Genomic DNA, 24,032 nt, shown 5'->3' with positions numbered 1-24,032 from the left:
GATTCAATCCCATAGCTGCACGGTCTGCGCCGTGGCTGCGGGCGCAACGTCCGGCAGCTCGACCACTAAACCGTGGGGTAAGGTGGGGCCGTATTCCGCCAGCCCCGGATTGGCCTGTAACACACGCTCTGACAACCCCTGCGTGCGCCCGTAGTGACGCCAGCACAGTGCGTCCACCGTGTCATACTGCTGCGCACGCACTTTCATCAGATAAGCTCGACGGTTACGTGAGGCAGATCCTGCACGCGGCTGATGGCCCAGCGCGCATCGCGCCATAAATCGCCGCTGGCATCGTCCAGCGTTTCGCCGCGCTTCGCGCCGGATGCGGTGGCGTCAAAGTCACTGTATCGCTCGTTGAGTACCGCACGCGTCCAGCACCACACGGCGTTTTCATAGTGGTGCAGGCGCACGCTTTTTCCGGCCAGCTGCTCAGCCGGTACGTCGGCCAGCCCGTTATAACCTGCCATTTCCTGCCGTTCCCGCCACGGGTAAAGCTCGGCGTTCACCTCTGACATGGCGGTCAGCACCACCTGCTTGAGCCGCTCCGGCGTCACGGTGCCGTCAACGCGCATCGCGCTGCGAAACTTAGCCAAATCCAGATCCGGCCAGAATGAATTGTTCGGGATAATGACCGGCGCAACCGGCGACTGCTCTGGCGCTGTAAACTGCATCCTTACTACTCCTGAATAGGTGGGCGGTGGACGGGGTTTTGATGCGGCGCAGCCTGTCGCCACCCCGTGCCGCCCCGCGCGTGGGCACGTTCGGTTATCAGCTGTCTTTGCGGAGTTTCCGCTCAAGCTGCTCAATGTCTTTTTTCACCCCGCATCTTTCGTCCAGCTGCAGGGCGTGCTTAAGGTGATTCAGTGCGGATACCGGGTTGCTTTCGGTCTGCACCCAGCCAATGGACTTGTGCAGGCGTGCACGCGACTGATCCGGCATGTCTTCCCCGTCCACCGCTTTCAGCGTCTGCAGCAGCAGCTCAGCGTCAAACGGCGTTCCGGCCAGCATGGCGGCCTTTGCGGCGTCGGCCATTTCCTCGGTAAGCACCGTCGCCGTATTGCGCTTGCCGACCGGCATCACCCAGCCATGTTTAAGCGCATGGCGGCCAATGGTCAGCGCACCGGCATAATCACCGGCATCGATACGCCACAGCATGACGTACATGATCACGTCGTCCTGCTGCGCCCCGTCGGCGCTCAGCACGCCCTCTGCCCAGGCGGCATATTTCGGCAGCACCTCAACCTTAATCTGCGCCTTGGTGACGGTGGACTGAATGCCCTTGAGGCGGCGGCGGTCTTCGTTAAGCTGCAGCAGCATCAGGTCATAGCCTTTCGCATGGCGGCCATTGCCGCCCGTGCGGGCGGCCTCCTGTCCCTGAATGAAGCGCGTGTGCGCGCGGAAAGGATTGGTCACGGTTTACGCTCCTGCGTTGCCGGTGCCGGTGCCGGTGCCGTTGTCAGCGGCAGTGCTGGCGTCAGATTCGGCCTGCGCCGTATCCGATTCGCTCATGACCTTGACCACGCTTGCCGCAACGGAGGCAATGCGTGCGATTTCGGCGTCGCTCATATGGCCCGCTTCCGGCTCTGGCTCCTGCTCCAGCATTTCGATGTTTTCAATCAGGCAGGTGCTGTCGTAGTCCTCGACCACATACGCCTCGTTGACCGATTCAAGGTTTTCAACGCGATCCCGTTTCGGGTTGTCGATGATGGAGCGGCGGCGCGTGTCGTCCTGGACATAAATCGACAGGTTATCAAGGCGCGTAATCAGCATGGCATCAGCCGGGAAGAACGGCGCACGCACCGCAGGCAGGCCGCCGATGCGTTTCTGGCTGATAATCAAATCAGCGGCCAGCGCTTCGGTGTTGGGCTGGTCTTTATTGACGATCGGGAAATACTTGTCGGCCAGCAGCTGGCGACCGCAGATCACAACCAGCTCGGTGTCATCCTGATACTGCACGGCGATTTTTTCCGTTACGGCACCCATCACCACGGCATCCAGATTGCGGAAAAGCCCCGTTTTACCAATGGTGATTTTGTCGGCGATAACTTTTCCGTTGCTGTCGATATGCTGGCCGACCACCTGCGACGGTTTCTCCTGGCGGATTTTTTCCAGCCAGCCGATGTTCACGTCCTGCAGCAGCGGGTTCTGGACGCGGTTAGAGGTTTTCTCACGCTTGAGGCCGTTAAAACCGATCATGATGCGGTCAAGCGCCTGGCGTTTCACAATCATGTCGCGGATGCGTACCTGAAAGTCGGCAAACTTCGCCCACATGTCCAGCTTCACGTAGGGCAGCGCCGTGTCAAAGTTGGTCTGCGTGCACTTATAACCTTCACCGTCAATGTAGGTCGGATCGGTTGGCTCGCGCTCTTTCTGCGTCGTGTCGGTTGTACCGGCAATCGTGCTGCCGATCCCCAGCCCCAGACGTTCGCCGCTCTGCTCAGCGACCGGCACGATGTTGATGCGCGTCAGAAAGTCAGATGACTCCTGAATTTTGGTTTCCAGCGTCTGCGCCACGGATGGCTCAACAGTAAATTTGCTGTTGAGCGCCGACAGGTTGATGTTGTTGATTTCCGCCAGTACCGACATGTAGGCGTTTAACTTAAAACGGGTGCTGTTTTTCATCGCTTCGTGTTCTCTGTTCGTTAATGGGATTTGCCGCGCCTGTATCAGCAGTCGGTTCGCACATCCTGGTTGTTTCCGCTGCCGTTACCGGGCGTGCGCGGGCGGAAGTCCTGGCGCCCGTCTTCACGGCTCAGCTGCGCCTGCAGCTGGCTGAAATCGGTCTGCAGCTGCTCACGGGCTGCAGTTTCTGCGCTCAGCGCTTCGGTCAAATGCGCCTGCAGGCTGCTGGCCTGCTCGCTCAGGGCGGTTTCGATGCGCTGGCTGAATTCCTGCTGCTCGGTAGCGACCAGCTCGACGGCCCTGTGAACGTCGCTGAAACGGGCGTCATCAGACTTCTGTTTGTTGCTGAAAAGCGCGGACACGCGGCTGAAAAGAGACGGTTTTTCGTCGGCCACGTCCTCAAACTCAATCACGGTTTCGGTGGCTGCGGTAAACAGGTTGTCAGGATGCTGCTTGCGGTTTGCCAGCGGATTAGCGCCCGCACTGGCGCTGAACTGCAGCATTTCGGTGCCGAGGCTGGCCGGATCGTCGGTAACGGCGAGGCCGATCAGATACGCCTCGCCGGTGTCGGCAAACTCCGGGCGAATCTCCATTGAGGTGAAAAGCTTCTGCATGTTGCCGGTCATCGTGACCAGCTCATCCGTCGGGTTAATCACCGCGTACAGGCCCAGCTTGCCTTTCAGCAGGCCGTCACTGATTTCCTCGGTGTCCAGCGCATCGACCACACCGAAACGGCGAAACGCGCTGTCAGGCGTATAACCCTTGATGTGCTCCATGTTGATCACGGCGGTATAAACAGCCGGATCGTAATTGGCCGCCATCTGTTCCAGCCAGCTGCGCTCGATGGTGCGCCCGTCCGTGGTGGCACCTTCCACCCCGATGCGGAAACGCTTTGCTTTCTTTGCCATTGTCCAGGCTCCGGTTAGATAAAAACTCTGTGAGTCCCTATGTTTGCGGCGACAGGGGCACTGAAACAACGCGGCGACGTTGTACCGTAATTCACACAATCACGGACGGCAGAAAAGGAAACGGGCGGGCCGTATTTTGGGGCCATGACAACGACAATCGCCCCCGCAGACCTCGATCCCCGCAGGCAGGCTTTGCTGCTGCACTTTCAGGGATACCGCATCGCCCGCATTGCTGAAATGCTGGGAGAGAAACCCGCAACCGTTCACAGCTGGAAGAAGCGCGATAAGTGGGGCGAGTATGGCCCGCTTGATCAGATGCAGCTCACCACCGCCGCGCGCTACTGTCAGCTGGTCATGAAAGAGGTGAAGGAAGGAAAGGACTACAAAGAAATTGACCTGCTGGCCCGTCAGTCAGAGCGCCATGCGCGCATCGGGAAATTTAACAACGGCGGCAATGAGGCGGATTTAAACCCCAATGTCGAAAACCGCAACAGAGGCCCGCGCAAACCGCCTGAAAAAAACGTATTCAGCGACGCGCAGATCGAAAAGCTGCAGGACATCTTCCACAGCACGATGTTTGGCTACCAGCGCCAGTGGTGGGAAGCGGGCAATAAATACGCCGTCCGCAACCTGCTGAAATCGCGCCAGATTGGGGCGACGTTCTTTTTTGCCCGCGAGGCGCTGATCGATGCGCTCACCACCGGGCGCAACCAGATTTTTCTGTCGGCCAGTAAGGCGCAGGCGCACGTGTTCAAGCAGTACATTGTGGAATTTGCCCGTGAGGCAGATGTAGAACTGAAAGGCGACCCGATGACGCTGGCTAACGGTGCGTGCCTGTACTTCCTCGGCACCAACGCCCGCACGGCGCAGAGTTATCACGGCAACCTTTACCTTGACGAATATTTCTGGATCCCGAAATTTCAGGAGCTGCAGAAAGTCGCCTCCGGCATGGCGCTGCACAAGAAATGGCGGGAAACCTACTTTTCCACGCCGTCCAGCCTCACGCACAGTGCCTATCCGTTCTGGTCAGGCGCACAGTTTAACAAGGGCCGCGTCAAAGCCGACCGGGTTGATATTGATTTAAGCCACGCGTCGCTTGCCGCTGGCCGCCTGTGTGCCGACGGCCAGTTTCGCCAGATTGTAACCGTTGAGGATGCGGTACGGGGCGGCTGTGACCTGTTCGACCTGGAGCAACTGCGCACGCGCTACAGCCCCGAGGACTATCAAAACCTGCTGATGTGCGTGTTTATGGACGACCTCGCCTCGGTGTTCCAGCTTGCCATGCTGCAGAAATGCATGGTGGACAGCTGGGAAGTGTGGGACGACTTCGAAGCGCTGGCGCTGCGCCCGTTCGGCTGGAAAGAGGTCTGGATTGGTTACGACCCGGCGAAGGGTACGCAGAACGGCGACAGCGCGGGCTGCGTGGTGATTGCCCCGCCTGCCGTGCCGGGCGGCAAGTTCCGCATCCTTGAGCGCCACCAGTGGCGCGGGATGGATTTCCGCGCGCAGGCCGACGCCATTAAAACCCTTACGCAGCAGTACAACGTGACCTACATCGGCATCGACTCGACCGGCGTCGGCCTTGGCGTTTATGAGAACGTGAAAGCCTTTTTCCCGCAGGTGAAAGAGTTTGTTTACAACCCGACGGTCAAAAATGCCCTGGTGCTGAAAGCCTACGACACCATCAGCAGCGGGCGAATGGAGTTTGACGCCAGCCATTTAGATATCGCGCAGTCATTTATGTCCATCCGCAAGGCCACCACGGCCAGCGGCAACCGTCCGACCTATGAAACCAGCCGCAGCGAGGAAGTCAGCCACGGCGATTTAGCCTGGGCGACCATGCACGCGCTGGCAAATGAGCCGCTGCAGGGACAGGCGGCACACACGCAGAACATTGTGGAGATGTATTAATGAGCAAACGCAGGAACCGCACGCGCACACAGCCCGTGCAGCAGCCGGAACAGATGACCAGCACAGCCGCCTCGGAGGCGTTTACATTTGGCGACCCGATCCCGGTACTCGACCGGCGCGAACTGCTGGACTACGTGGAGTGCGTCATCAATGACCGCTGGTATGAGCCGCCCGTGAGCGTTGACGGGCTGGCGCGCACGTTCCGCGCCGCCGTGCATCACAGCTCACCCATCAGCGTGAAATGCAACATTCTGGCGAGTACCTTTATCCCGCATCCGCTTTTGAGCCAGCAGGCTTTTACCCGCTTTGCGATGGATTATCTGGTCTTTGCCAACGCGTACCTGGAGAAGCGAACCAGCCGTCTCGGCACCACGCTGAAACTGGAGCCATCCCTTGCCAAATACACGCGACGCGGGCTTGACCTTGACACCTACTGGTATGCGCATTACGGCCTGAACGCGGAGCCGTATGAATTCACAAAAGGCAGCGTGTTCCACCTGATGGAACCGGACATCAATCAGGAAATCTACGGCGTGCCGGGCTACCTGTCAGCCATACCTTCCGCGCTGCTGAATGAGTCGGCCACGCTGTTTCGCCGCAAGTATTACATTAACGGCAGCCATGCGGGTTTTATCATGTACATGACCGACCCGGCACAAAGCCAGCAGGACGTTGACAACATCCGCAGCGCCATGAAAAGCGCGAAAGGGCCCGGTAACTTCCGTAATCTGTTTATGTACAGCCCTAACGGTAAGAAAGACGGCATTCAGATTATCCCACTGTCAGAGGTGGCGGCGAAAGATGAGTTTCTGAATATCAAAAACGTGAGCCGTGATGACATGCTGGCCGTGCATCGCGTACCACCGCAGCTGATGGGAATAATTCCCAACAACACCGGCGGGTTTGGGGATATTGAGAAGGCCAGCAAAGTATTTGTCCGTAATGAGCTTATTCCACTGCAACAGCGAATGAAAGAACTAAACGAGTGGGTTAAAGAAGATGTTATAAAATTTAGAGACTATGATCTGACTTGATACTTAAAAAAGGGAGACCAACCTCCCTTTTTCTGAGGAAATAGCGCCATAGCCATAAAACTACATAAGCTAAATAGAAAGGTTAACTAATGATGAATCGGGTAAATTTATTTTAATTGTTGAAATTCTTCCAGAAGTTACCGTGTTTAGTAATGCCAAAATCCTGCTAGGTTCATCTCTTATAGTAGTTTTGCTGACTAAAAAACCCTCTATGTTTCTAAGATTAAATTTATTAGAACTGGCCTCAAGGCCGTCAATTAGGCCTTGCCGTCCTGAAGCGCGAAACCCCCTCATTACAACAGCATAACGTATATCAAGTTGAAAAAACTCATCCCTAGTTATTTCGGGGAGAAACTTTATGACAAAACAAAATAATGTTGTAATTCCCTCGTGTATCTTCATTCTGATATCTTCTTTTTTTGCAGCGCCCTCTTTGAACTCAACAAAATAAAGAACATCACCTGCGATAAATAAAGCATCAGGAGATTTTTCTTTACGTCCATGCTTATAACAAGGAGCGTGATTGACAACGGCATCGTAATTAAAACCAACCTCATCGGAAATTATGAAATTCTTACCGCCATCCGAATTAAAACTAAGATTAGTAATGGTTTCCATAGCATCAGGATAAACCTCACAAAGCTTATCAAATATTTTCTGACTTTTAGAAATCATCAAAGTCATCCTTATTTAAATCGTGTAATGGCTCAGCAAGAAGGTCGATAGCATATGAAACATTATCAGTGATATCTAAAAATGTTGTAAGAGCTTCATTTGGAAGTCTCATTGCCAAATAAAAACTATTTTCTATACTCAACTTGTCAGCAAAATGCTTTAAGGAATCAATAATATATGGGCTATGCGTGGTTATTATTATATCAACACCAGAGCGGACCAATTCGCATATTAGCTCACAATATAAAACCTGCCACTTAGGATGAAGATTAACTTCAGGCTCATCTAAAATTAATAAATTATTATCCTCTGCATGACCACCTTTGATTATCATGTCAAGTATGCCCAATGACTTAACGCCGGAAGCGATATTTGAAGACGAGATCACATAACCTTCTCTATTGAGTAGGAAGTCAAACTTTTCGCTATCATATGATATCTCACCATTAAAAGCCCTACTTATTCTCGCCGAGACCTGAGAATGAATGTCTTCTTCTGGTTCATGAAATAAATCATTATAAGCATATAAATTATAAATCGAATCACTCAGCTTATTACTTAAGTCCTTAATATGCAAAGGAACAGTAGCTCTTCCAGCAGCATCACCTTTGAATTCAAATAAAGTTTTTGACATCTGCACCAAATTATGAAACTGCATAATTGCCGGTGATTCAACATATGTAGCATCACTATATCCAAGTTCGTCATCAAACTCGAACTTAAATTTTGTATCACTCACCCAATTAATTTTCATCAAAGGTGATGCGCCGTCATTCACTATTACACTAGGCTTCAAAGCCTCAAATTGCCCCTTTGGAACTATCTCACCACGAAATTCAGAAAAAAACGCTTTGCTGATAGCCCTGTTCATTGCGTAAACCTTGTCATCAGGCTCTTCAATGATAGACCTCATTTTCTCGAGTTCTGTACTCGCACCAGAAAATGAAAGATTTGTCAGTTCGTTATTATCAAGCATCTGACTAAGCGTATTATAGCATTCAGCAAGTGTCGTATTAGTGTCCATTTTAATTTGAGAAACTAATTTTTTTGGGTGAAACAAATCCCTTATTTTAGTATGAGTAGAAACATTTATACTCCTCCTAATTATAGAAAAGTATAGAACCTCAGCAATCGAGAGGAGTCTGTCATCCTTGTCTTCTTCTAAATCGAATTCATATCGGGCAATGGCTTTAACAATTGAAAAAAGTATCTTTCCAACTGTACTTTTTCCAGTGTCGTTCTCACCAGTAATGACTGTCAAGCCACCTATGTGGACATGAGCATCCTGTATAGTCCCGAAATTTTTAACCTCAATATCCATAAAATTCTCTTGAATTGAGCAAATAATGCAGTGATTTTATCATTCAAAGATAGACTAAAGATAGTATGAGATCTCTATAGGTAAACCTATAAACACATTACAAAAACCCCTCTATTTCTATAGTTCTATAGCACAAAGCCTTAGCGCGCGCTCGTAGCCCCGCCACGCCTGCGCGCTTTATGTAGTGATTTTCATGCACCTGCATGACATACGAGAAAGCCCGCCAGTACTGGCGGGCCGGAGGGTAAACGATCCTTTCGGGATCATGCGATTTCATGCAGCATAGACATGCACCCACGCGCAAACGGTCAGAACAGAGGAAAGGTGTCTCCGGATTCGACCGCTTTGGGCTTTGGCGGCGGCCTGAGTGCGTACCTGATCAGGTATTCCCACCCATCCCAAAACTTAGTTGGATGTGGCAGCGTGAATACAAAAACGCCGTCGAATGTCCGCCCCAACCAGTAACCGCCGCCGCTTTCTTTGGCGCGCTGAAAGAAAATAAACTCACCTTCTTTGTAATTCTCCAGTACCTGACCGTGATAGACAATTCGATAATCGCTGTCTTTTCGCCCCATACCGAACCACCTTTCCTCGAAAAGAGGGTGCTTAAAAATCCTTTACCTAATTTTGGTCAGTGATTTTTTCAACTTCTCCAGTTTGTATGTTTACGCGAGCCGTAACTGTATTTTTCACGACTGCGCCGTAACCGTTCTTCCCACGAAAAGAGGTTTTAACAACAGCATGGGGATTATCATTCAGAATAAAACTGTAAGTCGTTGAAACATGCTCATATGACGATTCATCATTCATGCTGTCTTTAATAAGTTTTTCGAGCGGCCTGTATGAAGCATCCCACGCACTTATATTTGACTGAAAATGATCAAAATTAACTTTCTTACTTAATTCAGAAGGCGCGCGCTCAAATTCTTTATAGCACCAGTCTAAAACGGTTCCGAGCGGCAAATCACCTGATTTGGTCATGCTGTATTCGCTAAGACAGGCGTACATGTTATTTAGACCATTATTATTCATTGATTTTGAATTAATGAAATTTGTAACAACAGCGTGTCTCTCATCCTTGTCTTTTATACGATACTCTGACAACTTCAAATCATTATATTGAAATTGTCTTTGCTGCACACCCTCAGATTTCTCAAGTGCATTTCTTTTATCAGGATCCGGCAGCATAGAAGCGCCTGCAATCAGAGACACAAAACCCAATCCAAAATAAACTAATGACGCCTTTTTCCTGTCTTTCATTTTTACAACAGACGGTTTGATCAAACCAACTAAAAAGAGTACAAAAAAAGCAAAAGAAAAAATAATTAATACTTTGTCCATAATTCCCCATAGGCATGATTAAAGAAATATTCTGGTCTATGTTAACAACACCTGCCATATGTATGTAACTAATCATGGATTTTCTCTAACGCCTCGCACTGCTCGTTGTTCAACCGCGCCAGCGCCAAAAACCAGTTTTTGACGCTGGCGCGGTTATCAGTGCTGCCAGCTGTCGTCTTCCCGGACGGCTTGTAAAATTTCCATCACGCCTTTTTTTTCTTCATCCAGCTTTAAGCCTGACAGCTCGACGCCGTTCGCACTGCCTTTGCGGATTCGGATAGCCATTTTTGGATATTGAGGCTGCAAATTTTTTATGATTTCTGACTCAAGCGCCTCAATAGTCTCCTGGCTAACCTTTTGTTGCTTGTCGATCATTATTTCAATACGCATCCCCTCCCCCCTTTCTTACTCTGATACTTCAATCGAACGGGCGTATTCGTGACTCCTGACCTTTTTCATTAGCTCGTCGGTCAACTCAGAAACCCACTGTATCGCCAGGCTCTTTTCATCTTCACTGCATTCACTCGATGCAACCAATTTAAGAAACAAATCAATACGTTGCAATTTCAAAGATTCAAAAAAATAATCCTGCATAACATTTACTCTCTTCAAACAACTGTACATAAACACAGTATATTAGGATGTTCTGAAAGTGAAATGTTTTTTTACTTTCCGCCTTACTTTTTGTGCGCTTCGCTTTCCGCCTTCTGCGAGTTGTCCGCCTTAGCCCTTTCAGCAAGGCTATTGAAACGGCTAAGTATTTCGTCTTTACGTGAATTGTCATCTTTGTTACTGAATGGCCGCACCAAGTCGCCGTAACAGGTGCTGCGGAACATTTTTCCTGCAATTTCTGTCTGCGTGCCACCTATCAGGCGCACGGCCAGACCGCGGCTGATGTTTTCTCCGCTTAAATCTCTGACCTGGCCGATGACGTTGTCACACGCGGTCTCTATTTTGTCTGTACGCCGCAGCACTAAGTGTTTTTTATCCGGCTTTTCTGCCCTCAGTCGGGCCAGCAGCCGCCGCCGTTCTTTACGACTCATCCCAATGAAGTCTATTTCTTCCACCCTTTCCGGCGGGTTTGAATCCCCAGATCTCAAACGCCCCGTACAGTTATTGACAGAACTCCGAGAGGGCGCGGGCGCGCCCTGAAGGTCAAAACCAAAATCAACGGCACGTTTCGGAACAATCTTCCACTGTGCCAGACGGGTTAAAATCGGCGTGTCTGCGCCAACCTCAGTTGCGTAGACGCCCTTGATGCGCACTGTCTCCTCACCGTATTCATTCAGCTCATCGCCCGGCTGATACCATGTGCGCACGGCCAGCTCATCACGACGCACGAACGGGCCGCCCTGCGCGTTAACGTATGCCGCCCAGTCGCCCACGTCTGCCGCGTCGTGCGCAGCGGCAAACTCCACGCTGAGGCCGTGGGCGGTTACGGTGTCATCCATGCGGCGCAGCTCGCGGTAAACCGTGACCGGCGCGCCACCTATAAACTGAAACTGTCGGATGTGCCAGCGGGCCGCCCAGGCAGAAACGGCGGGCGCGGTTTCTTTCAGCTCTTTGCCGCTTTCGTCGTCCAGATCACCATCCAGCGCGTAGCCGTCGATATTCTTTGAAATGTACTTAGCAACGTAGCCCGTAGCGCTGCCCTTATCAGGATCGATGGCCTCGGCATGAAAGCGCGCTTTACGGGCTTTATCCGTGGTCAGCTCGTTGCTGTCCTGCTGGAAGGCATAATCACGGATTGTCTGGCGCACCTGATCCGCATCTTCGGGACGCATAAACATCAGCATGTGCCAGTGTGGCGTTGCGTCGTGATGGGGTTCAGCAACGCGAATGCCAAAAATTCGAATGTCATCACGGTGCAGCTTTGCGCGGATGCGCTGCCAGACGCTGCAGAGGTAACGCTGCGTATCTGCGGGGCTGGCACCATTCCATTTGCGGTTACGATGGCCGGTTTTGATTGTGGCGTGATAGCGTGACGGCGCGGTCAGCGTGTAAAACTCGCCGACATAGCCCAGCTCATTACAGATATTTTCAAAGCCGCGAATGCGGGTCATCAGCTCACAGCGACGGATTGCCGGATTCGCCACGCTGCCGTCGTATTTTTCAATCAGGCTGATGCGGTTGCCTTCCTCGTCTTCCAGTTCCATGCCCTTTAAAAACTCACGGGTGCGGCGTTTCTGTTCCCGCCATTCTGAAACCGTCATTCTGCTGGCATAGGGGGTGTGCTTTTTGCTGACGTTAGCCAGGGCAATCTGCAGGTGTTCCCGCCATGACGCAGCCACGCGGCGCAGTCGCCCCGTCCACCATTTTTCAGTCTGCATACGCAGCACGGCGGGCGTGACTTCCTCCGGATCAAAGAAACGGGACGTCACCTTATCCCACAGTGGCGGCGTCTGATTAAATTCACGGGTGATGGCCGCCGCCGTCATGTAGACGCGGTGCGTGTATTTATAATCTGACTCATCAGCTGCCTGCGCGTGTGCCTGTACCAGCTCGGCCAGAATGAAACTGGCAATATCACCGGCCAGCAAATCCACATCGGCGCGCGACATATCAGCCAGGCGGTTAAAACGCTTCATCAGCTCCCACAGCTGGCCCCCGGCACGCGCTGCGCCAGTCTCTTTCGGGGCGTTATGTGTCAGCAGGTTAAAAGTGCTGGCATCCATAGTCTTAACCCGGTATTGCTCGTTAACGCATTCAACACGCGGCAATGTGCGCTCAACGAAAGTTTTCGTTAAGTACGCATTGGCGCGGGCAATGCCCTGTGATTTTTCCAGCTCGTTCATGCGACGTTTGACGTCGATTTGAATCAGCGTCGGCTGCTGTTCAAGCAGCTCCTGCGCACGCACTAAAGCCGCAATCATCTGACTGCGGCTGTGCATTTCCTCATAAGTGGGATAAGGGCTGGCGATGGCTTCCCGTGGGGCATTCCACGGGTAAGCGTAGTGCTCGATCACTCGCACACCCCTGCATAAACACTGTTGCAGACACCTTGATCAGTGGCGGTTGCCAGCAAATCGAACTGACTGCCTCCACGGGTTGTCAGCGCCCAGTCCCGGTAAGTTTCAATACCGTGAGATTCAACTGATATAAAATCTATTCTGCGCTCTGCCTTGCGCGGATCCTGTGTTGACGGGAAAAACGTGGAATTGCCACGGCGTGAACAACGCGCAACAAGTTTCTCCCATGCTGCTACACGTGCTATCTCTTCTGGCCAACGGCTGAAAATTTCTGCCAGCTCTGACTTGCGGGCATGGATGCACGGCATACATCCTACGCGGCTGCAGCCTTGCTCGTAGAGAGGGTTAGGCTTGATTCCGTGGCGACGCGCCAAAGCAAAAACATCTTCATGTTTCCATTTCAGGATAGGCCGATAAATTGCCAGGCCCGGGCCAATGTCAAACCCCTCTTCCCATGGCTCCAGCATCGCGCGCTGTGGTGATTCCTGCGCACGGACACCCTGCCATGAGATAACTTTTTTCCCGGCAGCTATTAAGGGATCAACTATCTGCACTTTTATTGGCTCATGCTTCAGTTCGAAGGTGCAGAAACGGGCTTTAGTTGAAGGAAAACGCCCTTTCCATAAGCACAAATCAAGGAAAGGAATGCCCGTGGGTTTGAGTGTTTCAAGCGCTAAAGCAACAGCGGATAGCGCACGTTCAGAAGTAAATCCACACTCCTCAACCAGGGAAACAGGCCATTTTTCCGCGATAAACTTGCGCTTGTTTTCAATGCGGGAAGTGAAATCAGCCTTAACACGCTTAACCGGCCCCAGCTTCGATTCCAGATAATCCAGATATTCCATGGTCTGCGGGTGCTCATGACCGGTGTCTGCAAATGCCGTCTGAAACTCAACACCGGAATCAACAGCCAGCAACCAGTCAGCAAGGCTGTCTTTTCCGCCAGATATGCTGACCACATTCATGACGTTCTCACCAAAGCAGCGTTTGTCGATCATGCGACCACCTCCGAAGATGCTGCAGGGTCAAAACCAATCCAGACAACAGGACGGCGCACTGCGATAATTTCTGCCGCGCTTTTGCCGTCACCTGCAGCCACACCAACCGCTCGGGCAGCCCTGACGCTGGTCAGTTCGTAGGCATTGAAAAGCGTGCGTGTAAAGTCGGTATCGCTGTTTGAAGCGATGACCGGGCAGCGCTCTGACACGCTGGTTAACATGCTGGCTAAGTCCTGCTGCGCGGCCTTATCAAATCCGCCTGCGTGGTAGTCGCTAAACGTGCCGTCATAGGGCGGATCGCAATAAACGACGTCGCCGGTCTGTATCATGCTCAGCGTCTCGCGGAAATCAGCACAGACAAACGTTGCACGGTGTGCTTTGGCTGCGAAAGTTTCGATTTCTTCCAGGGGGAAATAAGGTTCAGAATAGTTTCCGTAGGGGATATTAAATTTACTCTTGCGGTTGTAACGGCAAAGGCCACGGTAGCCGTGGCGGTTCAGGTAAAGGAAGTGTGCGGCGCGCTCAAGTAGAGTTAAAGCCGGGTTATGATTAAACGCTTCGCGGATGCGGTAATAATCCTCTGCCGTTTTATTTTGGGTAAACAGGCTCATCGCCACCACGATAAACGGGCGCGTGTGTTCTTTAATGTGGCGGTAAAGATTTATCAGGTCAGGATTAACGTCAGCCACTAAATAAGCCGGGTAATCCGTAGCCATCATAACGGCGCAGGAACCGGCGAACGGCTCAACGAGGCGCTGCCCCTGCGGCAGATGATTAATCAGCTCAGGCATCAGGCGGGTTTTGTTGCCCGCCCATTTGAGGATCGTACTCATACAGCACCGCCTTTGTAATGGGCGCTTTTCAGCTCGATGATCTCCTGACAGGTTACGCAGTGAGTAACGCCCTGCACGGCGCGGCGACGGGCAGCCGGTATCGCCTCATCGCAGGCCAGGCAAAAGAACTCACCAGCCCCGGCGGGCTGGCGACGTGCATTAGCGAGATTGCGCTGCAGTTCTTCCTCAACGCGCGCCTGGACTAAATCCATTGAATCGGCCATTAGTGCAGCTCCCACGCCTGATGCTCAAAACGTTCTGCCTCTTTATCCAGCAGCTCAATAATTTCCGATGCGCTCATTTCTTGCTTACGGGCATGGATGACCAGCGCCGCAATGCGGACTGACACGGCCAGCGCATCATCGCTGCGCTGTTCTGTTTTGGCCTTGCTCAGCAGAGCATTTAATGTGTCTGCGTCGGCTTCAAAATTACGGGTTTGGGTATTTCTCATCGTCCAATTCTCCAGATTCAGGCAAAGGAATGCCCGGCGGGTTTACGCCATTAATTTTTTGAGTCTTATTTACTCAGGTAAAAAACAGTCTGCGGTAGAAAGCTGTCGGGGCAGAATCTTTCCCCAGCGCGCCATTTTATTCATCGCCATGATGATTAATTCGCGGCGGTATTCGTCGAAGTATTCAAACGGCTTTCCGATTTCCTCCTGTGAAAATGTTTTAGGATTTTCGCGGTTAGCCAGGGTTAACACGCAAAATTTAAAATCGTCATTCTGACGGTTGAAATAACGCAGCGACGGGTTAGCGTTATTGTCACGCTGCTGCCGCCAGCTTTTCCGAAACTCATCAAACGACATTTTGTTAACAGCATCAGCACGATTGCCCGTTGAATGAGTTTTGGCAAAAGATGCCGGGCCTTGCTGTGCGGTTGTGTTGCCTGTTACTCGCTGCATGTTACCCCCTGAATAAACGCGCCATGAAACCGGCAGGTTTGCGCTTGCTGGTCAGCCCCTGTAGCAGTTGCTTTTGGCTGTTGCACGGATGCCAGGGCTTGCCGTTCTCACCCATGATCCAGCCGTTGCCGTAGGCTACGGACGGGCTTTGACGCTTAAGGCGTGATGCCAGTGAAATTGTCGTCAGTCCCTCAGCTCAGGCCAATGGATGCGCCGAGGCCGCTGATCGCGTCTACGGTTGATGCCATAGTGGGATTGGAATGAATGCGGGCCTGTACTGCTATAGCGGCCAGACTCAGGCAACGAATGCCGGTATTAACGCTTTGCATCAGGCTGCGGCGACAGGAAGTGCTCAACGCATCCTGATTCACTGCACCGGCTGCCAGCTGCCCCACTTCTGCCGTGGCCTTCAAAACGTAGGCAGACAACTTTTCCTCGGCGTGTTCGTTCATTGGTACGCAAGGCAAACAATGTAGCTGTGCCAGCGCACCATCCATTAAGGTTGCATCTTCGGTCAGGTCAGTGAGCAAAAGCATTTCCGCAACGGTCAACTGGTGCGGCTGCTCAGGGTTCAGCTTATTGCGCAGGGTCTGCACGTTCATATCTGCAGCCTGTGCCAGCTCTTTCATATTGTGAGACAGGGCGAATCTACGGCAGGCCTCGTCAAAGTGGAGATGTGTGGACACACGAAAATCAAACATGATTAATCCCTTTCAATATCCCAATATGGATACATCAGCCCTGCATTGTGATTTCGCAGCCAGAAGCGGCTTCGATAGTGAGAGCAACCATGTTGATTTCGATAAGCCCGTTTAAGCCCTCCTTCTTCCTGATGGGCAAACGGTTCTCGCGGTACATCTGGCGAACGGTACCCTCCTTGTATCCAGTGCGACGGCAGAACTCTTCAACAGTAATGTACGGTTCTGAAATCACGAGATTGATTGAAGGGCGCATTGAAAGTTTACGGGTCATGATGCACTATCCTCTGTTGAGTTCTAGCCAACTCTATTTATCTCTATTAAACACACCTCGTTACGACGAGTGAATATTAGGATCTCAAATTGGAAAGGTCAACGAAAAATTTTACGAGTCGTAAAGTACCAATTCTGCCAGAGGGGGGGAAAGAACCCGTTGAACGCATAGTCAAGGCATATGGGCTTTCATCAAGACAAGCGTTGTGCCGTCACCTCAACGTATCTCAAAGCACTATGGCTAACCGTATAATGCGCGGGAACTTTCCTGCCGATTGGGTGCTAATTTGCTCCATGGAAACGGGTGCCTCTTTGGAATGGCTTACTTATGGCACAGGCAATCCAAATATCACAGACCAAGATATTGCATCTACAAAAATCGAACTAAAAAAAATCTCAAATGGGATATTTTCATCATCTAATTGGGTTGAATATGACGCTCAGCTCTTACCAAGTGATGTTAAAGCCCCACTGTTAGTAAATTTCGAGAAACAGAATTATTTAGTTGATATGACCGCCGCAGAAATCACCGACGGGCTGTGGCTCATCGAGATTGATAAGCTCATTAGCGTTAAAGAGCTGTACCGTTTTCCTGGCGGGCGCATCCGCGTTGAAAATGGCAAAGCTTCATTTGAATGCAAGGCAGACGACATCAAGGTCTTGGGTAAAGTCGTTGCCCGCACTGAGTACTATTAAAGGCAAAGCATGGCGATAAACAAATTACCCAACGGGAAATGGCAGGCACAGGTTTTCCCAAACGGCCGTGACGGCAAAAGGATTCGCCGCCAGTTTGCGACGAAGGGCGAAGCACAATCCTATGAGAAGTTCGTTAAAGAGCAGGCTCAAGATAAGCCCTGGCTGGGAGAGAAAGCAGATAAGCGGCGGGTAATTGAGCTGGTTGAACTGTGGTTCAACACGCATGGTATCACCTTGGCGGATGGCGAGAAGCGACGAACCACAATGGCGTTCGCCTGCGAGGCTATGGGAAACCCACTCGCAACCGAGTTTAACGCAAAAATTTTTGCGTCCTACCGCGAGCAGCGGTTAAGCGGAAAGATCACCCGCTCGAATCGAGTGAAGACGGTAACGCCTCGCACGGTGAATTTAGAATTGGCTTATTTCCGAGCGATGTTTAATGAGCTGCGCCGTTTGGATGAATGGACCGCGCCTAATCCGCTTGAGAATGTGCGCGAGTTTAAAATCAGTGAGTCGGAAATGGCGTATCTGACTATTGAGGAAATCAAAACCCTTCTCTCCGAATGTGAGAACAGCCGCTCTAAGGATTTAGCTACTATTGTAAAAATCTGCTTAGCAACCGGAGCACGATGGAGTGAGGCCGAAGGCTTAAAGGGAAATCAAATCCGTGCCGGTCAGATTATCTTCGTGAAAACTAAAGGCAAAAAGAATCGAGCGGTTCCGATCACAGATAAACTAAAGGCTGAGCTGCCATTATGCAGAAAAGCACAATCACTTTTTAAACCATGTTACACTGCTTTCCGTAAGGCGATGCAGCGAGCAGGCATTGAAACACCATCTGGACAATTAACGCATGTTTTGCGTCACACATTCGCCTCTCATTTCATGATGAATGGCGGTAACATCCTTGTACTTCAACGGATCTTAGGACATACAGACATTAAAGTGACAATGCGTTATTCTCATTTCTCTCCTGAACACCTTATAGATGCAGCATATTTGAACCCATTAACTAAAATATAGGAATTATAGTTTTCGAAATATTTATTAATTAAGCACATTGACTTTTAAAATTCAAAACCAGTCATCTTCATCTGCTTCATTGTGATGCGTTGTTTTAGCTAATGCATAACCTAAAATTTGCGTATCCTTAGGAAATAATTTCGAGCTAGCTAAAATTGTTGCTACAGCATTCATTTGAGTGCCAGATGTAATTATGTCATCAATTATGATAATTGTAGACTTATCAGGAACTACCTTTGCATCCTTGAATACAGCCATAGTGTTTAGATGTGTTTCAATTTCACGTCTTCCACCAACTACATGAGATGAGGGTGTAGGCCAAAACCTGTCTACAATATATGCATTAATTAAAGTGAAATCGATGTCTCCTTCTCTCTTTGAATAATAACCATATTTCACCCACTGATTAATTAACACATTAATAGGAAAACTTTCATTGCACTCAATTGGAGCTGAAGGTGGGACGGGAACTAAATAGACATTCCCATGGATATTTTTCTCCTTCACCCAATCTTTAAATATTAAATAGTGCGCCCACATTAAATTTTTAAACGGTTTACCTTCCCCAATCGACCCATTTTTATTATAAAACTTAATCGCAACCTTAGCTTCGATTTCATCATCACTAAGCTCTTTTGCAACTTTGATAGATCTTTGAACTTCGAACCAGATATTTATTCTTTGTTCAACACCACCCCATTCATTCGGATTCGACCAGTACTCATTAGAATACCCGATACTCTCAGCAGGTATTAGCGTAACTTCAAGATCAGCCCTATTTAAATTCTTATGATTAACGGAAAAATCATGCTCAATAAAACTTAAACGACCGGCCATAAAATCATTTACGGCATTTTTAAGCTCATCTAATGAAGTGCAAATCTTATTAGGCTTGGTCCAGTCGTTATAAAAACTTACAACTTTTTTATCTAAGCGCGCCAAGAGTATTGATGAAAAACTCTTCATATGTGCAAAGTAAACATCTTTAGCACTGTCACCGATGACTAAAACTTCCTCATAATCATCATATAAATCATAATCATCAACGCAAGGTTTATGTTGGGAACCATAAACTTTGTTTTCATGTATATTTATTTTGAAAAAATCTAAGAGAGTTAAACAATAGTTTTTAGGCGAATCTGAGAAAATATAGACATGTAGGCCATCTTCATTCGTCAAGAGATTTATATAATCTATGATACCGTCAAATTTTTCAAAAACATTAACGCCTCCACTAATTATTCTCTCGCAAATTACACTTCTACCTGCGGGAGTTCTGAGGTAAGGTTTGCATTGCTTAGTGCTTAAAATAGTTTCATCCAAATCAAATATAATTGCTTTCATGCTATAAATCCTTTTACTTTTTAATCATCTAATTAACTTAATATTCTTTTTATACTTCGCCAACCATAAATACTCATTTTCGTAAATGTTATTTTCAAGAACATAAACATTTTTACTTTGCTCAACGCAGGTCCGAATGGCATGCTGAGTGCCACTTTTATCTCCTGCTCTAGCAACAATGATCCCTTCCCTAGATAGGCTCACAGTGGTGAGATTCCTATTAGCAAAATAGGAGCCCTGTGTTTTTATCCCCATAGGATATTCAGAAATTAAAAGATGTTGAGATGCAATCTCTTCTTGTAGATTTTTATTTTCTGCTGGATATGACACTGTTAAAGGCGTACCTAACACTGCAATCGTTTTCATTCCAATTTCAATCGCAACTTTATGTCCTAGAGTATCCGAGCCTTTGGCCAATCCGCTCACTAACACCTCAAAACCAGCATTTTTCAATCTTTTGATAGCATTGATTCCTTGCTCAATGTATTGAGAGGCATCTAAATTTCTAGTACCTACAAATGCAATACTTCTCTTCAATGAAAAGATTTTTTTGTCACCTCGGTAATAAATTATGGGCGGAGCACCATAGACGCCCTTCAATGCTGCTGGATAATCTTCATCGGCAATGTTTAAAACGCCAAAATTATAAGGGATTTTTGAAAAAACTCTATCGAGGTGAGTGACGATGTCTTTTTCTAATGGAATCATAGAAAAATAATTTCTATACACCCCGCGAATTGAACCAAAATTATTAATTAATTCTGAAAGATCACTATTTGCTTTCTTTGAACCTACGCCTATTTTTTTTGCCAAGATAAGGGCTGCATGGCACCAAGCATCAATTTTATGATCGTTAAGCTTTAAATTACTGTCCATTATTCACCCATCAATGTCGCTCCTGAAGCTCATATATTGCACCAGTTCCATCAGACATTGATAATTTTTTAATTTAAAACACATAAAATATCAAGATATTTTTATGTAAATTTCACTACAAAGAAAAAAAAACCAATCACCATTAATTAACCAATTGATTTTAAAGCATTTTAATTAATAAGTTCGCCCCTCCCCTTACCAATCAAGATTAAATGATTAGTTAAATTTAACTTAAGTTCATCCAAACTTCATTTTAAAATAAATCAAGGCATATGATCTTACATGCATTTCACGCAACAACAGCATAGTGGCAGCAAAATGGCAGCAGACCGTAACGGTATTCAGCGATTTCTGCGTCTATTTGGTTTAATGAAAACTTTAAAATCAGTAAGTTACTGTTTTGATTGATTTCGTTTGGGGACTCATAATCACTTGCTCACTGACTTAAGTCTAACGAAAATGAAGCTTGTAAGGTTAGCCAAAATTTCAAAATGACTTGTTGAGGTAACATTCAATTTTTTTCGCTTACATCGATAAACAGGCTGCAGCAAAACACGATATTACTGTGAGGCATTTAAAATTGTAGATATAAATCCTGCATTTAAAATTAAACCCACTTACTATATCTTGCATAAAGATAAGCAACGATACCGCCCCAGGAAAAGACAAACCCCATTTGGTAAAATGGAACAAATCGCACAATAAAATAAGCGCCAACAACACTGACTATAATCGGCACAAGATAGAAAAAAGATTGCAGCAAACATACAATAAAAGCTTCATTTACTCAAACTCCATCAAAGCCTCAGCTATTTTATCAAAGTTGTAATGGCCACATTAAAAACTTCACAATAGCGAAATTTAGCTTTTTCCATTTACCACACATATAATTAACTCAACATTTCACCCACAAATTTATCCCTTCGGCTCAATTCCCCTTGCCTTTAATGCCTCCCTCGCCAGATTCTTCAACCAGTTTGCCAGACTAATTCCTTCTTCAGTTGCAACCTCATTGAGCTGTTTTTTCAAGGCAGGATCAATGCGCATTTTAAATTGTGGGGACTTGCCTCCACCTTTTGGTTTTTTTTCACGCATTATTATTGACATGTGGCTACCTACTCCCTCAGTTTAGCCTTATAAAAGACCACACTAACACGAGGTCTTTTAAGAGAGCAACGCTCCGGCAGTGATGCAACACATACCGGAGCGTTTAACCACAACGTTCAGTGTTAAGGAACAACGCTATGGCTAATACCGATAGTAACACAACCGCCCATCATCAAATCGTGGACATTCAGCCAGTTATCGAATCTGCGATCTCAAACCTCTTGAAAACGCCGCTCGGCACCACGCACGATCTCTTTCAGGTGCTGGATACGTGCGTGCGCTATGTCGATGCCCTGGTGGAATGTAACGAGCTCGCAGCTCGCATGGCGCTATGCGGTCGCCTGCTTGCTGCACTGGAAGTCCTGAGGGTTCTGTTGGACCAGCCACTGCCAGAACACCTGATTGAGCGCCTCACAGTGGAGAAAGGTGATGACAAAGCCTGTCGCACCAAGGATTTGATAGACTCGGAAGAGATGCGGCAATATTGCAGCGCTTTAACGTTAGTATTGCTGAATCAGCAGGCCCCGGCAGACTTGCAAAAACACATCACCGGCTTGTTATTCCAGATGGTTAACATCATGGCTGATGACTTAACCGCGCCGCGCTTTGTGCGAACAGAGTCGGGGCTAGTGATGATTGAGAGCAAATTTACACATATCGTTCACTGATTTTGGACCCTTCCCTTCTTCCGCAGGGAAGAAGGGAATTCGCATGCAAAATTTAAAATCTCACTGTTGACTCACTCTCAGTGCCAAAATGCTTTATAGCCCTGAGTTTTCTTCTGCCGAAAATACCGCGACGATTCATCTCCATTCACTGGACATATATTTTGTCGTGCTGACACTCCTGGAATCTTTTCATTCCCGTACAGTTATTGCCATTGTCCCCAAGGGCCCGCGCCCTACCCGCCGTACAGTTATTAACAGCACGCCCAGAGAGCGCTGTCGCGCCCTTAAACATCAACGGCGCGCTGGCCTTCAGCCTCATCTCCCAGCCATCCCATCCAATCCACATTCATAAAAAAACCCGCTTTCGCGGGTTGGGCTTACAGCAGCTGCGGTGAGGGGTTATTGCTGCCTTTTGCCATCATCGGAACCGTATTGATCTGCGCCGGTTCGACGATAATCCCGGACACGCTCTCCAGGGTTTTAAAGGTACAACTGCAGTTAATGTTCTGGCACTGGTGATAGCGTTCTTTCGTCTCTTTCGAAACGTAGCGACTGCTTTTCGTATGGGCGGCGGTCTGACATTTTGGGCAATGCATCATGGTGGTTCTCCTCTCTGGCATACGATAACATTAGCCAAAGACTAAACAAAAAGCAACTAAAATTAGACTTAATCTAACCCGCCTGTTTTTCCACTAAGACGTAATCCACGTTTTCAACCATCAGCTCCAGGTTCAACAAGGTGGTAAATCCACTTTTATCGAGGCTATGCACAATATTGGTAATCAGCCATTTTTGATTATCGATGACCGATTTAAAGCCTTGGGCTTTGACCGGCGTTTCAGGAATCAGCTTTGCAGCGCCCAGTGCCAGTAGGATCTTCAACGTAGCCCGGTTACGTTGCAGATCCTGCCACTTCGCTTTAGCCGCCTCCTCTGCTTCCTCCTGGCTACTGAAATGCGTATTCAGTACGAACAGCTTCTTATTGCTGCCAAAAACATAGGTTTTTCCCGGGTCTTGTTGCCCGATTGTGGGGATATTTTTGGCCGCCGGATGGACAGGGTTCAGTGTCGGTGTTGCTGGCGGTATCGTGTTGACGGTTATCCCTTTCTGCTGCGCCTTTTTCTGATCGTACCATTTTGCTTCAACGCCACTGTAATCGTCGCGCTTAAACAATTTGTACTCATACTTATCGCCATCCTGTCGGTTCAGATTCAGGAGTGGAATCGGCTTTCCGCTCACGGTCACGCCCTGCCCGGGGGGAAAGAACAGTAGCGTCTTATCTTTTATTGCCGCCACCGCGCCAACCAGCATAGCCAGCCGGGTAATGAACGTGCCGTCCGTTTCCTGCGTCTGATCGATATGCTTAATTTTTTTTTTGGCTATCTCCGGCCGCACGTCGGAGGTAAGTCCGTTACGTTTCGCGATTTTGTCCACAACCTCGCCAACCGTCATGTCTGGATATGAATCAGTGATTTTAACATCGAGCGAACCGCTAAAATCGGCGCTTCGGGCGACAACCGTTATCGTGTCCGGCGCGCCCTGGTAGGTGACCTGATCAATGATGTAGGAGCCTTTATCTGCAAGCGGCTGCCCCTTCCAGCCTATCTCTAAGACCACTTTTGCGCCAAAGGGCGGCATGACCAACTGGCCGTCACTGTCGTCGAGCACCAGGTCCAGCTGATCGACCTCCAGGCCGCGGTTGTCCGTCAACTTCAGAGAAATCAGCCGTGGGCGAATATCTTCCGTTTTATCCTTCGTCTCAATTTTGATAGTAAAGTCCGGCGTAGGCGCAACGCGCAGGGGCACCGGAATCGGGACGATATCGCTCATC

Annotated in this window: 30 protein-coding genes; 5 read left to right on the top strand and 25 right to left on the bottom strand. The window is 49.0% G+C overall.

Features of this window, described 5'->3' with window-relative positions; translation table 11 throughout:
• Positions 1-3 precede the first annotated feature (3 nt).
• From PAGR_RS03435 to PAGR_RS03415, 5 genes are all read right to left on the bottom strand, one after another.
• Entirely contained in the window at positions 4-207 is a 204-nt protein-coding gene (locus tag PAGR_RS03435) for a tail protein X (protein ID WP_014605000.1), read from the bottom strand.
• Complete coding sequence (locus PAGR_RS03430; RefSeq protein ID WP_014604999.1) at positions 207-671, bottom strand: head completion/stabilization protein; 465 nt, start codon at positions 669-671, stop codon at positions 207-209. Before PAGR_RS03430 ends, PAGR_RS03435 begins: the two co-directional genes overlap by 1 nt.
• A 97-nt stretch (positions 672-768) precedes the next feature.
• Positions 769-1,413 (bottom strand): phage terminase small subunit, encoded by a 645-nt coding sequence (gene gpM / locus PAGR_RS03425; RefSeq protein ID WP_014604998.1) that lies wholly within the window; start codon positions 1,411-1,413, stop codon positions 769-771.
• A 3-nt stretch (positions 1,414-1,416) separates the two neighbouring features.
• Complete coding sequence (locus tag PAGR_RS03420) at positions 1,417-2,622, bottom strand: phage major capsid protein, P2 family (protein ID WP_014604997.1); 1,206 nt, start codon at positions 2,620-2,622, stop codon at positions 1,417-1,419.
• A gap of 44 nt (positions 2,623-2,666) precedes the next feature.
• Positions 2,667-3,530, bottom strand: coding sequence for a GPO family capsid scaffolding protein (locus tag PAGR_RS03415; protein ID WP_014604996.1), 864 nt, complete (start codon positions 3,528-3,530; stop codon positions 2,667-2,669).
• 144 nt (positions 3,531-3,674) lie between these two features.
• On the opposite strand from PAGR_RS03415, the gene PAGR_RS03410 reads away from it, so the two are divergent.
• Complete coding sequence (locus tag PAGR_RS03410) at positions 3,675-5,441, top strand: terminase ATPase subunit family protein (RefSeq protein WP_014604995.1); 1,767 nt, start codon at positions 3,675-3,677, stop codon at positions 5,439-5,441.
• On the top strand, positions 5,441-6,475 hold the full coding sequence (locus PAGR_RS03405) for a phage portal protein (protein ID WP_014604994.1): 1,035 nt from the start codon (positions 5,441-5,443) through the stop codon (positions 6,473-6,475). The genes PAGR_RS03410 and PAGR_RS03405 overlap by 1 nt, the downstream gene beginning before the upstream one ends.
• A 69-nt stretch (positions 6,476-6,544) precedes the next feature.
• On the opposite strand, the gene PAGR_RS03400 is transcribed toward PAGR_RS03405, so the two are convergent.
• From PAGR_RS03400 to PAGR_RS03330, 15 genes are all read right to left on the bottom strand, one after another.
• Positions 6,545-7,150: a hypothetical protein gene (locus tag PAGR_RS03400; protein WP_014604993.1), complete on the bottom strand. Its 606-nt coding sequence runs from the start codon at positions 7,148-7,150 to the stop codon at positions 6,545-6,547.
• Positions 7,140-8,471, bottom strand: coding sequence for an AAA family ATPase (locus PAGR_RS03395; RefSeq protein ID WP_014604992.1), 1,332 nt, complete (start codon positions 8,469-8,471; stop codon positions 7,140-7,142). The genes PAGR_RS03400 and PAGR_RS03395 overlap by 11 nt, the downstream gene beginning before the upstream one ends.
• A 308-nt stretch (positions 8,472-8,779) precedes the next feature.
• Positions 8,780-9,046 carry a hypothetical protein gene (locus tag PAGR_RS03390; protein WP_014604991.1) on the bottom strand — a complete coding sequence of 89 codons (267 nt, stop codon included), beginning with the start codon at positions 9,044-9,046 and terminating at the stop codon, positions 8,780-8,782.
• A gap of 46 nt (positions 9,047-9,092) precedes the next feature.
• Entirely contained in the window at positions 9,093-9,812 is a 720-nt protein-coding gene (locus PAGR_RS03385) for a hypothetical protein (RefSeq protein WP_014604990.1), read from the bottom strand.
• Positions 9,813-9,968: 156 nt separating this feature from the next.
• On the bottom strand, positions 9,969-10,202 hold the full coding sequence (locus PAGR_RS03380) for a DinI-like family protein (protein WP_014604989.1): 234 nt from the start codon (positions 10,200-10,202) through the stop codon (positions 9,969-9,971).
• A 15-nt stretch (positions 10,203-10,217) separates the two neighbouring features.
• Entirely contained in the window at positions 10,218-10,406 is a 189-nt protein-coding gene (locus tag PAGR_RS03375; protein ID WP_014604988.1) for a hypothetical protein, read from the bottom strand.
• 83 nt (positions 10,407-10,489) lie between these two features.
• The gene (locus tag PAGR_RS03370; RefSeq protein ID WP_014604987.1) at positions 10,490-12,778 is read right to left on the bottom strand and encodes a replication endonuclease; all 2,289 of its coding nucleotides are present in this window, start codon (positions 12,776-12,778) and stop codon (positions 10,490-10,492) included.
• Positions 12,775-13,779, bottom strand: coding sequence for a phosphoadenosine phosphosulfate reductase domain-containing protein (locus tag PAGR_RS03365; RefSeq protein ID WP_014604986.1), 1,005 nt, complete (start codon positions 13,777-13,779; stop codon positions 12,775-12,777). Before PAGR_RS03365 ends, PAGR_RS03370 begins: the two co-directional genes overlap by 4 nt.
• On the bottom strand, positions 13,776-14,612 hold the full coding sequence (locus PAGR_RS03360) for a DNA adenine methylase (RefSeq protein WP_014604985.1): 837 nt from the start codon (positions 14,610-14,612) through the stop codon (positions 13,776-13,778). Before PAGR_RS03360 ends, PAGR_RS03365 begins: the two co-directional genes overlap by 4 nt.
• On the bottom strand, positions 14,609-14,836 hold the full coding sequence (locus PAGR_RS03355; protein ID WP_014604984.1) for a TraR/DksA family transcriptional regulator: 228 nt from the start codon (positions 14,834-14,836) through the stop codon (positions 14,609-14,611). Before PAGR_RS03355 ends, PAGR_RS03360 begins: the two co-directional genes overlap by 4 nt.
• The gene (locus PAGR_RS03350; protein WP_014604983.1) at positions 14,836-15,063 is read right to left on the bottom strand and encodes a DUF2732 family protein; all 228 of its coding nucleotides are present in this window, start codon (positions 15,061-15,063) and stop codon (positions 14,836-14,838) included. Before PAGR_RS03350 ends, PAGR_RS03355 begins: the two co-directional genes overlap by 1 nt.
• Before the next feature lie 69 nt (positions 15,064-15,132).
• Positions 15,133-15,516 (bottom strand): hypothetical protein, encoded by a 384-nt coding sequence (locus PAGR_RS03345; RefSeq protein ID WP_014604982.1) that lies wholly within the window; start codon positions 15,514-15,516, stop codon positions 15,133-15,135.
• Position 15,517: 1 nt separating this feature from the next.
• The gene (locus PAGR_RS03340; protein WP_373420381.1) at positions 15,518-15,688 is read right to left on the bottom strand and encodes a phage filamentation protein Fil family protein; all 171 of its coding nucleotides are present in this window, start codon (positions 15,686-15,688) and stop codon (positions 15,518-15,520) included.
• A gap of 19 nt (positions 15,689-15,707) precedes the next feature.
• The gene (locus PAGR_RS03335) at positions 15,708-16,217 is read right to left on the bottom strand and encodes a phage regulatory CII family protein (RefSeq protein WP_014604980.1); all 510 of its coding nucleotides are present in this window, start codon (positions 16,215-16,217) and stop codon (positions 15,708-15,710) included.
• A 34-nt stretch (positions 16,218-16,251) separates the two neighbouring features.
• On the bottom strand, positions 16,252-16,488 hold the full coding sequence (locus PAGR_RS03330; protein WP_014604979.1) for a hypothetical protein: 237 nt from the start codon (positions 16,486-16,488) through the stop codon (positions 16,252-16,254).
• 89 nt (positions 16,489-16,577) lie between these two features.
• Here PAGR_RS03330 and PAGR_RS03325 point away from each other — a divergent pair, with 89 nt between their 5' ends.
• Together PAGR_RS03325 and PAGR_RS03320 are read left to right on the top strand one after the other, a co-directional pair.
• Positions 16,578-17,183 carry a phage repressor protein CI gene (locus PAGR_RS03325; RefSeq protein WP_014604978.1) on the top strand — a complete coding sequence of 202 codons (606 nt, stop codon included), beginning with the start codon at positions 16,578-16,580 and terminating at the stop codon, positions 17,181-17,183.
• A gap of 9 nt (positions 17,184-17,192) precedes the next feature.
• Complete coding sequence (locus PAGR_RS03320) at positions 17,193-18,206, top strand: phage integrase (RefSeq protein WP_014604977.1); 1,014 nt, start codon at positions 17,193-17,195, stop codon at positions 18,204-18,206.
• A 51-nt stretch (positions 18,207-18,257) separates the two neighbouring features.
• On the opposite strand, the gene PAGR_RS03315 is transcribed toward PAGR_RS03320, so the two are convergent.
• From PAGR_RS03315 to PAGR_RS03305, 3 genes are all read right to left on the bottom strand, one after another.
• A complete protein-coding gene (locus tag PAGR_RS03315) occupies positions 18,258-19,550 on the bottom strand; it encodes a hypothetical protein (protein WP_014604976.1) in 1,293 nt (430 codons plus the stop codon).
• A gap of 24 nt (positions 19,551-19,574) precedes the next feature.
• On the bottom strand, positions 19,575-20,426 hold the full coding sequence (locus PAGR_RS03310) for a DNA processing protein DprA (protein WP_014604975.1): 852 nt from the start codon (positions 20,424-20,426) through the stop codon (positions 19,575-19,577).
• 915 nt (positions 20,427-21,341) lie between these two features.
• Positions 21,342-21,533: a toxin-antitoxin system HicB family antitoxin gene (locus tag PAGR_RS03305; RefSeq protein ID WP_014604974.1), complete on the bottom strand. Its 192-nt coding sequence runs from the start codon at positions 21,531-21,533 to the stop codon at positions 21,342-21,344.
• 137 nt (positions 21,534-21,670) lie between these two features.
• Here PAGR_RS03305 and PAGR_RS03300 point away from each other — a divergent pair, with 137 nt between their 5' ends.
• Positions 21,671-22,201 (top strand): hypothetical protein, encoded by a 531-nt coding sequence (locus PAGR_RS03300; protein WP_014604973.1) that lies wholly within the window; start codon positions 21,671-21,673, stop codon positions 22,199-22,201.
• A gap of 377 nt (positions 22,202-22,578) precedes the next feature.
• Here PAGR_RS03300 and PAGR_RS03290 read toward each other — a convergent pair whose 3' ends face one another.
• Complete coding sequence (locus tag PAGR_RS03290; RefSeq protein ID WP_014604972.1) at positions 22,579-22,800, bottom strand: ogr/Delta-like zinc finger family protein; 222 nt, start codon at positions 22,798-22,800, stop codon at positions 22,579-22,581.
• Positions 22,801-22,873: 73 nt separating this feature from the next.
• Positions 22,874-24,031: a contractile injection system protein, VgrG/Pvc8 family gene (locus PAGR_RS03285; RefSeq protein ID WP_014604971.1), complete on the bottom strand. Its 1,158-nt coding sequence runs from the start codon at positions 24,029-24,031 to the stop codon at positions 22,874-22,876.
• Position 24,032: the final 1 nt, after the last annotated feature.

The organism is Pantoea ananatis PA13 (assembly GCF_000233595.1).
GTDB classification, from domain to species: domain Bacteria; phylum Pseudomonadota; class Gammaproteobacteria; order Enterobacterales; family Enterobacteriaceae; genus Pantoea; species Pantoea ananatis.
The sequence above is the reverse complement of the archived record's forward strand: the minus strand, read 5'-3'. Positions and strand labels throughout refer to the sequence as shown.

Excerpts from the sequence above, each read along its gene's own strand:
- PAGR_RS03365 (WP_014604986.1), bottom strand. The coding sequence starts at position 13,779 with ATGATCGACAAACGCTGCTTTGGTGAGAACGTCATGAATGTGGTCAGC.
- PAGR_RS03395 (WP_014604992.1), bottom strand. The coding sequence starts at position 8,471 with ATGGATATTGAGGTTAAAAATTTCGGGACTATACAGGATGCTCATGTC.
- PAGR_RS03420 (WP_014604997.1), bottom strand. The coding sequence starts at position 2,622 with ATGAAAAACAGCACCCGTTTTAAGTTAAACGCCTACATGTCGGTACTG.
- PAGR_RS03360 (WP_014604985.1), bottom strand. The coding sequence starts at position 14,612 with ATGAGTACGATCCTCAAATGGGCGGGCAACAAAACCCGCCTGATGCCT.
- PAGR_RS03385 (WP_014604990.1), bottom strand. The coding sequence starts at position 9,812 with ATGGACAAAGTATTAATTATTTTTTCTTTTGCTTTTTTTGTACTCTTT.
- PAGR_RS03310 (WP_014604975.1), bottom strand. The coding sequence starts at position 20,426 with ATGGACAGTAATTTAAAGCTTAACGATCATAAAATTGATGCTTGGTGC.
- PAGR_RS03320 (WP_014604977.1), top strand. The coding sequence starts at position 17,193 with ATGGCGATAAACAAATTACCCAACGGGAAATGGCAGGCACAGGTTTTC.
- PAGR_RS03335 (WP_014604980.1), bottom strand. The coding sequence starts at position 16,217 with ATGTTTGATTTTCGTGTGTCCACACATCTCCACTTTGACGAGGCCTGC.
- PAGR_RS03380 (WP_014604989.1), bottom strand. The coding sequence starts at position 10,202 with ATGCGTATTGAAATAATGATCGACAAGCAACAAAAGGTTAGCCAGGAG.
- PAGR_RS03290 (WP_014604972.1), bottom strand. The coding sequence starts at position 22,800 with ATGATGCATTGCCCAAAATGTCAGACCGCCGCCCATACGAAAAGCAGT.
- PAGR_RS03350 (WP_014604983.1), bottom strand. The coding sequence starts at position 15,063 with ATGAGAAATACCCAAACCCGTAATTTTGAAGCCGACGCAGACACATTA.
- PAGR_RS03315 (WP_014604976.1), bottom strand. The coding sequence starts at position 19,550 with ATGAAAGCAATTATATTTGATTTGGATGAAACTATTTTAAGCACTAAG.
- PAGR_RS03410 (WP_014604995.1), top strand. The coding sequence starts at position 3,675 with ATGACAACGACAATCGCCCCCGCAGACCTCGATCCCCGCAGGCAGGCT.
- PAGR_RS03400 (WP_014604993.1), bottom strand. The coding sequence starts at position 7,150 with ATGATTTCTAAAAGTCAGAAAATATTTGATAAGCTTTGTGAGGTTTAT.
- PAGR_RS03405 (WP_014604994.1), top strand. The coding sequence starts at position 5,441 with ATGAGCAAACGCAGGAACCGCACGCGCACACAGCCCGTGCAGCAGCCG.
- PAGR_RS03300 (WP_014604973.1), top strand. The coding sequence starts at position 21,671 with ATGGCTAATACCGATAGTAACACAACCGCCCATCATCAAATCGTGGAC.
- PAGR_RS03435 (WP_014605000.1), bottom strand. The coding sequence starts at position 207 with ATGAAAGTGCGTGCGCAGCAGTATGACACGGTGGACGCACTGTGCTGG.
- PAGR_RS03330 (WP_014604979.1), bottom strand. The coding sequence starts at position 16,488 with ATGACCCGTAAACTTTCAATGCGCCCTTCAATCAATCTCGTGATTTCA.
- PAGR_RS03285 (WP_014604971.1), bottom strand. The coding sequence starts at position 24,031 with ATGAGCGATATCGTCCCGATTCCGGTGCCCCTGCGCGTTGCGCCTACG.
- PAGR_RS03305 (WP_014604974.1), bottom strand. The coding sequence starts at position 21,533 with ATGTCAATAATAATGCGTGAAAAAAAACCAAAAGGTGGAGGCAAGTCC.
- PAGR_RS03375 (WP_014604988.1), bottom strand. The coding sequence starts at position 10,406 with ATGCAGGATTATTTTTTTGAATCTTTGAAATTGCAACGTATTGATTTG.
- PAGR_RS03345 (WP_014604982.1), bottom strand. The coding sequence starts at position 15,516 with ATGCAGCGAGTAACAGGCAACACAACCGCACAGCAAGGCCCGGCATCT.
- PAGR_RS03355 (WP_014604984.1), bottom strand. The coding sequence starts at position 14,836 with ATGGCCGATTCAATGGATTTAGTCCAGGCGCGCGTTGAGGAAGAACTG.
- PAGR_RS03390 (WP_014604991.1), bottom strand. The coding sequence starts at position 9,046 with ATGGGGCGAAAAGACAGCGATTATCGAATTGTCTATCACGGTCAGGTA.
- PAGR_RS03430 (WP_014604999.1), bottom strand. The coding sequence starts at position 671 with ATGCAGTTTACAGCGCCAGAGCAGTCGCCGGTTGCGCCGGTCATTATC.
- PAGR_RS03415 (WP_014604996.1), bottom strand. The coding sequence starts at position 3,530 with ATGGCAAAGAAAGCAAAGCGTTTCCGCATCGGGGTGGAAGGTGCCACC.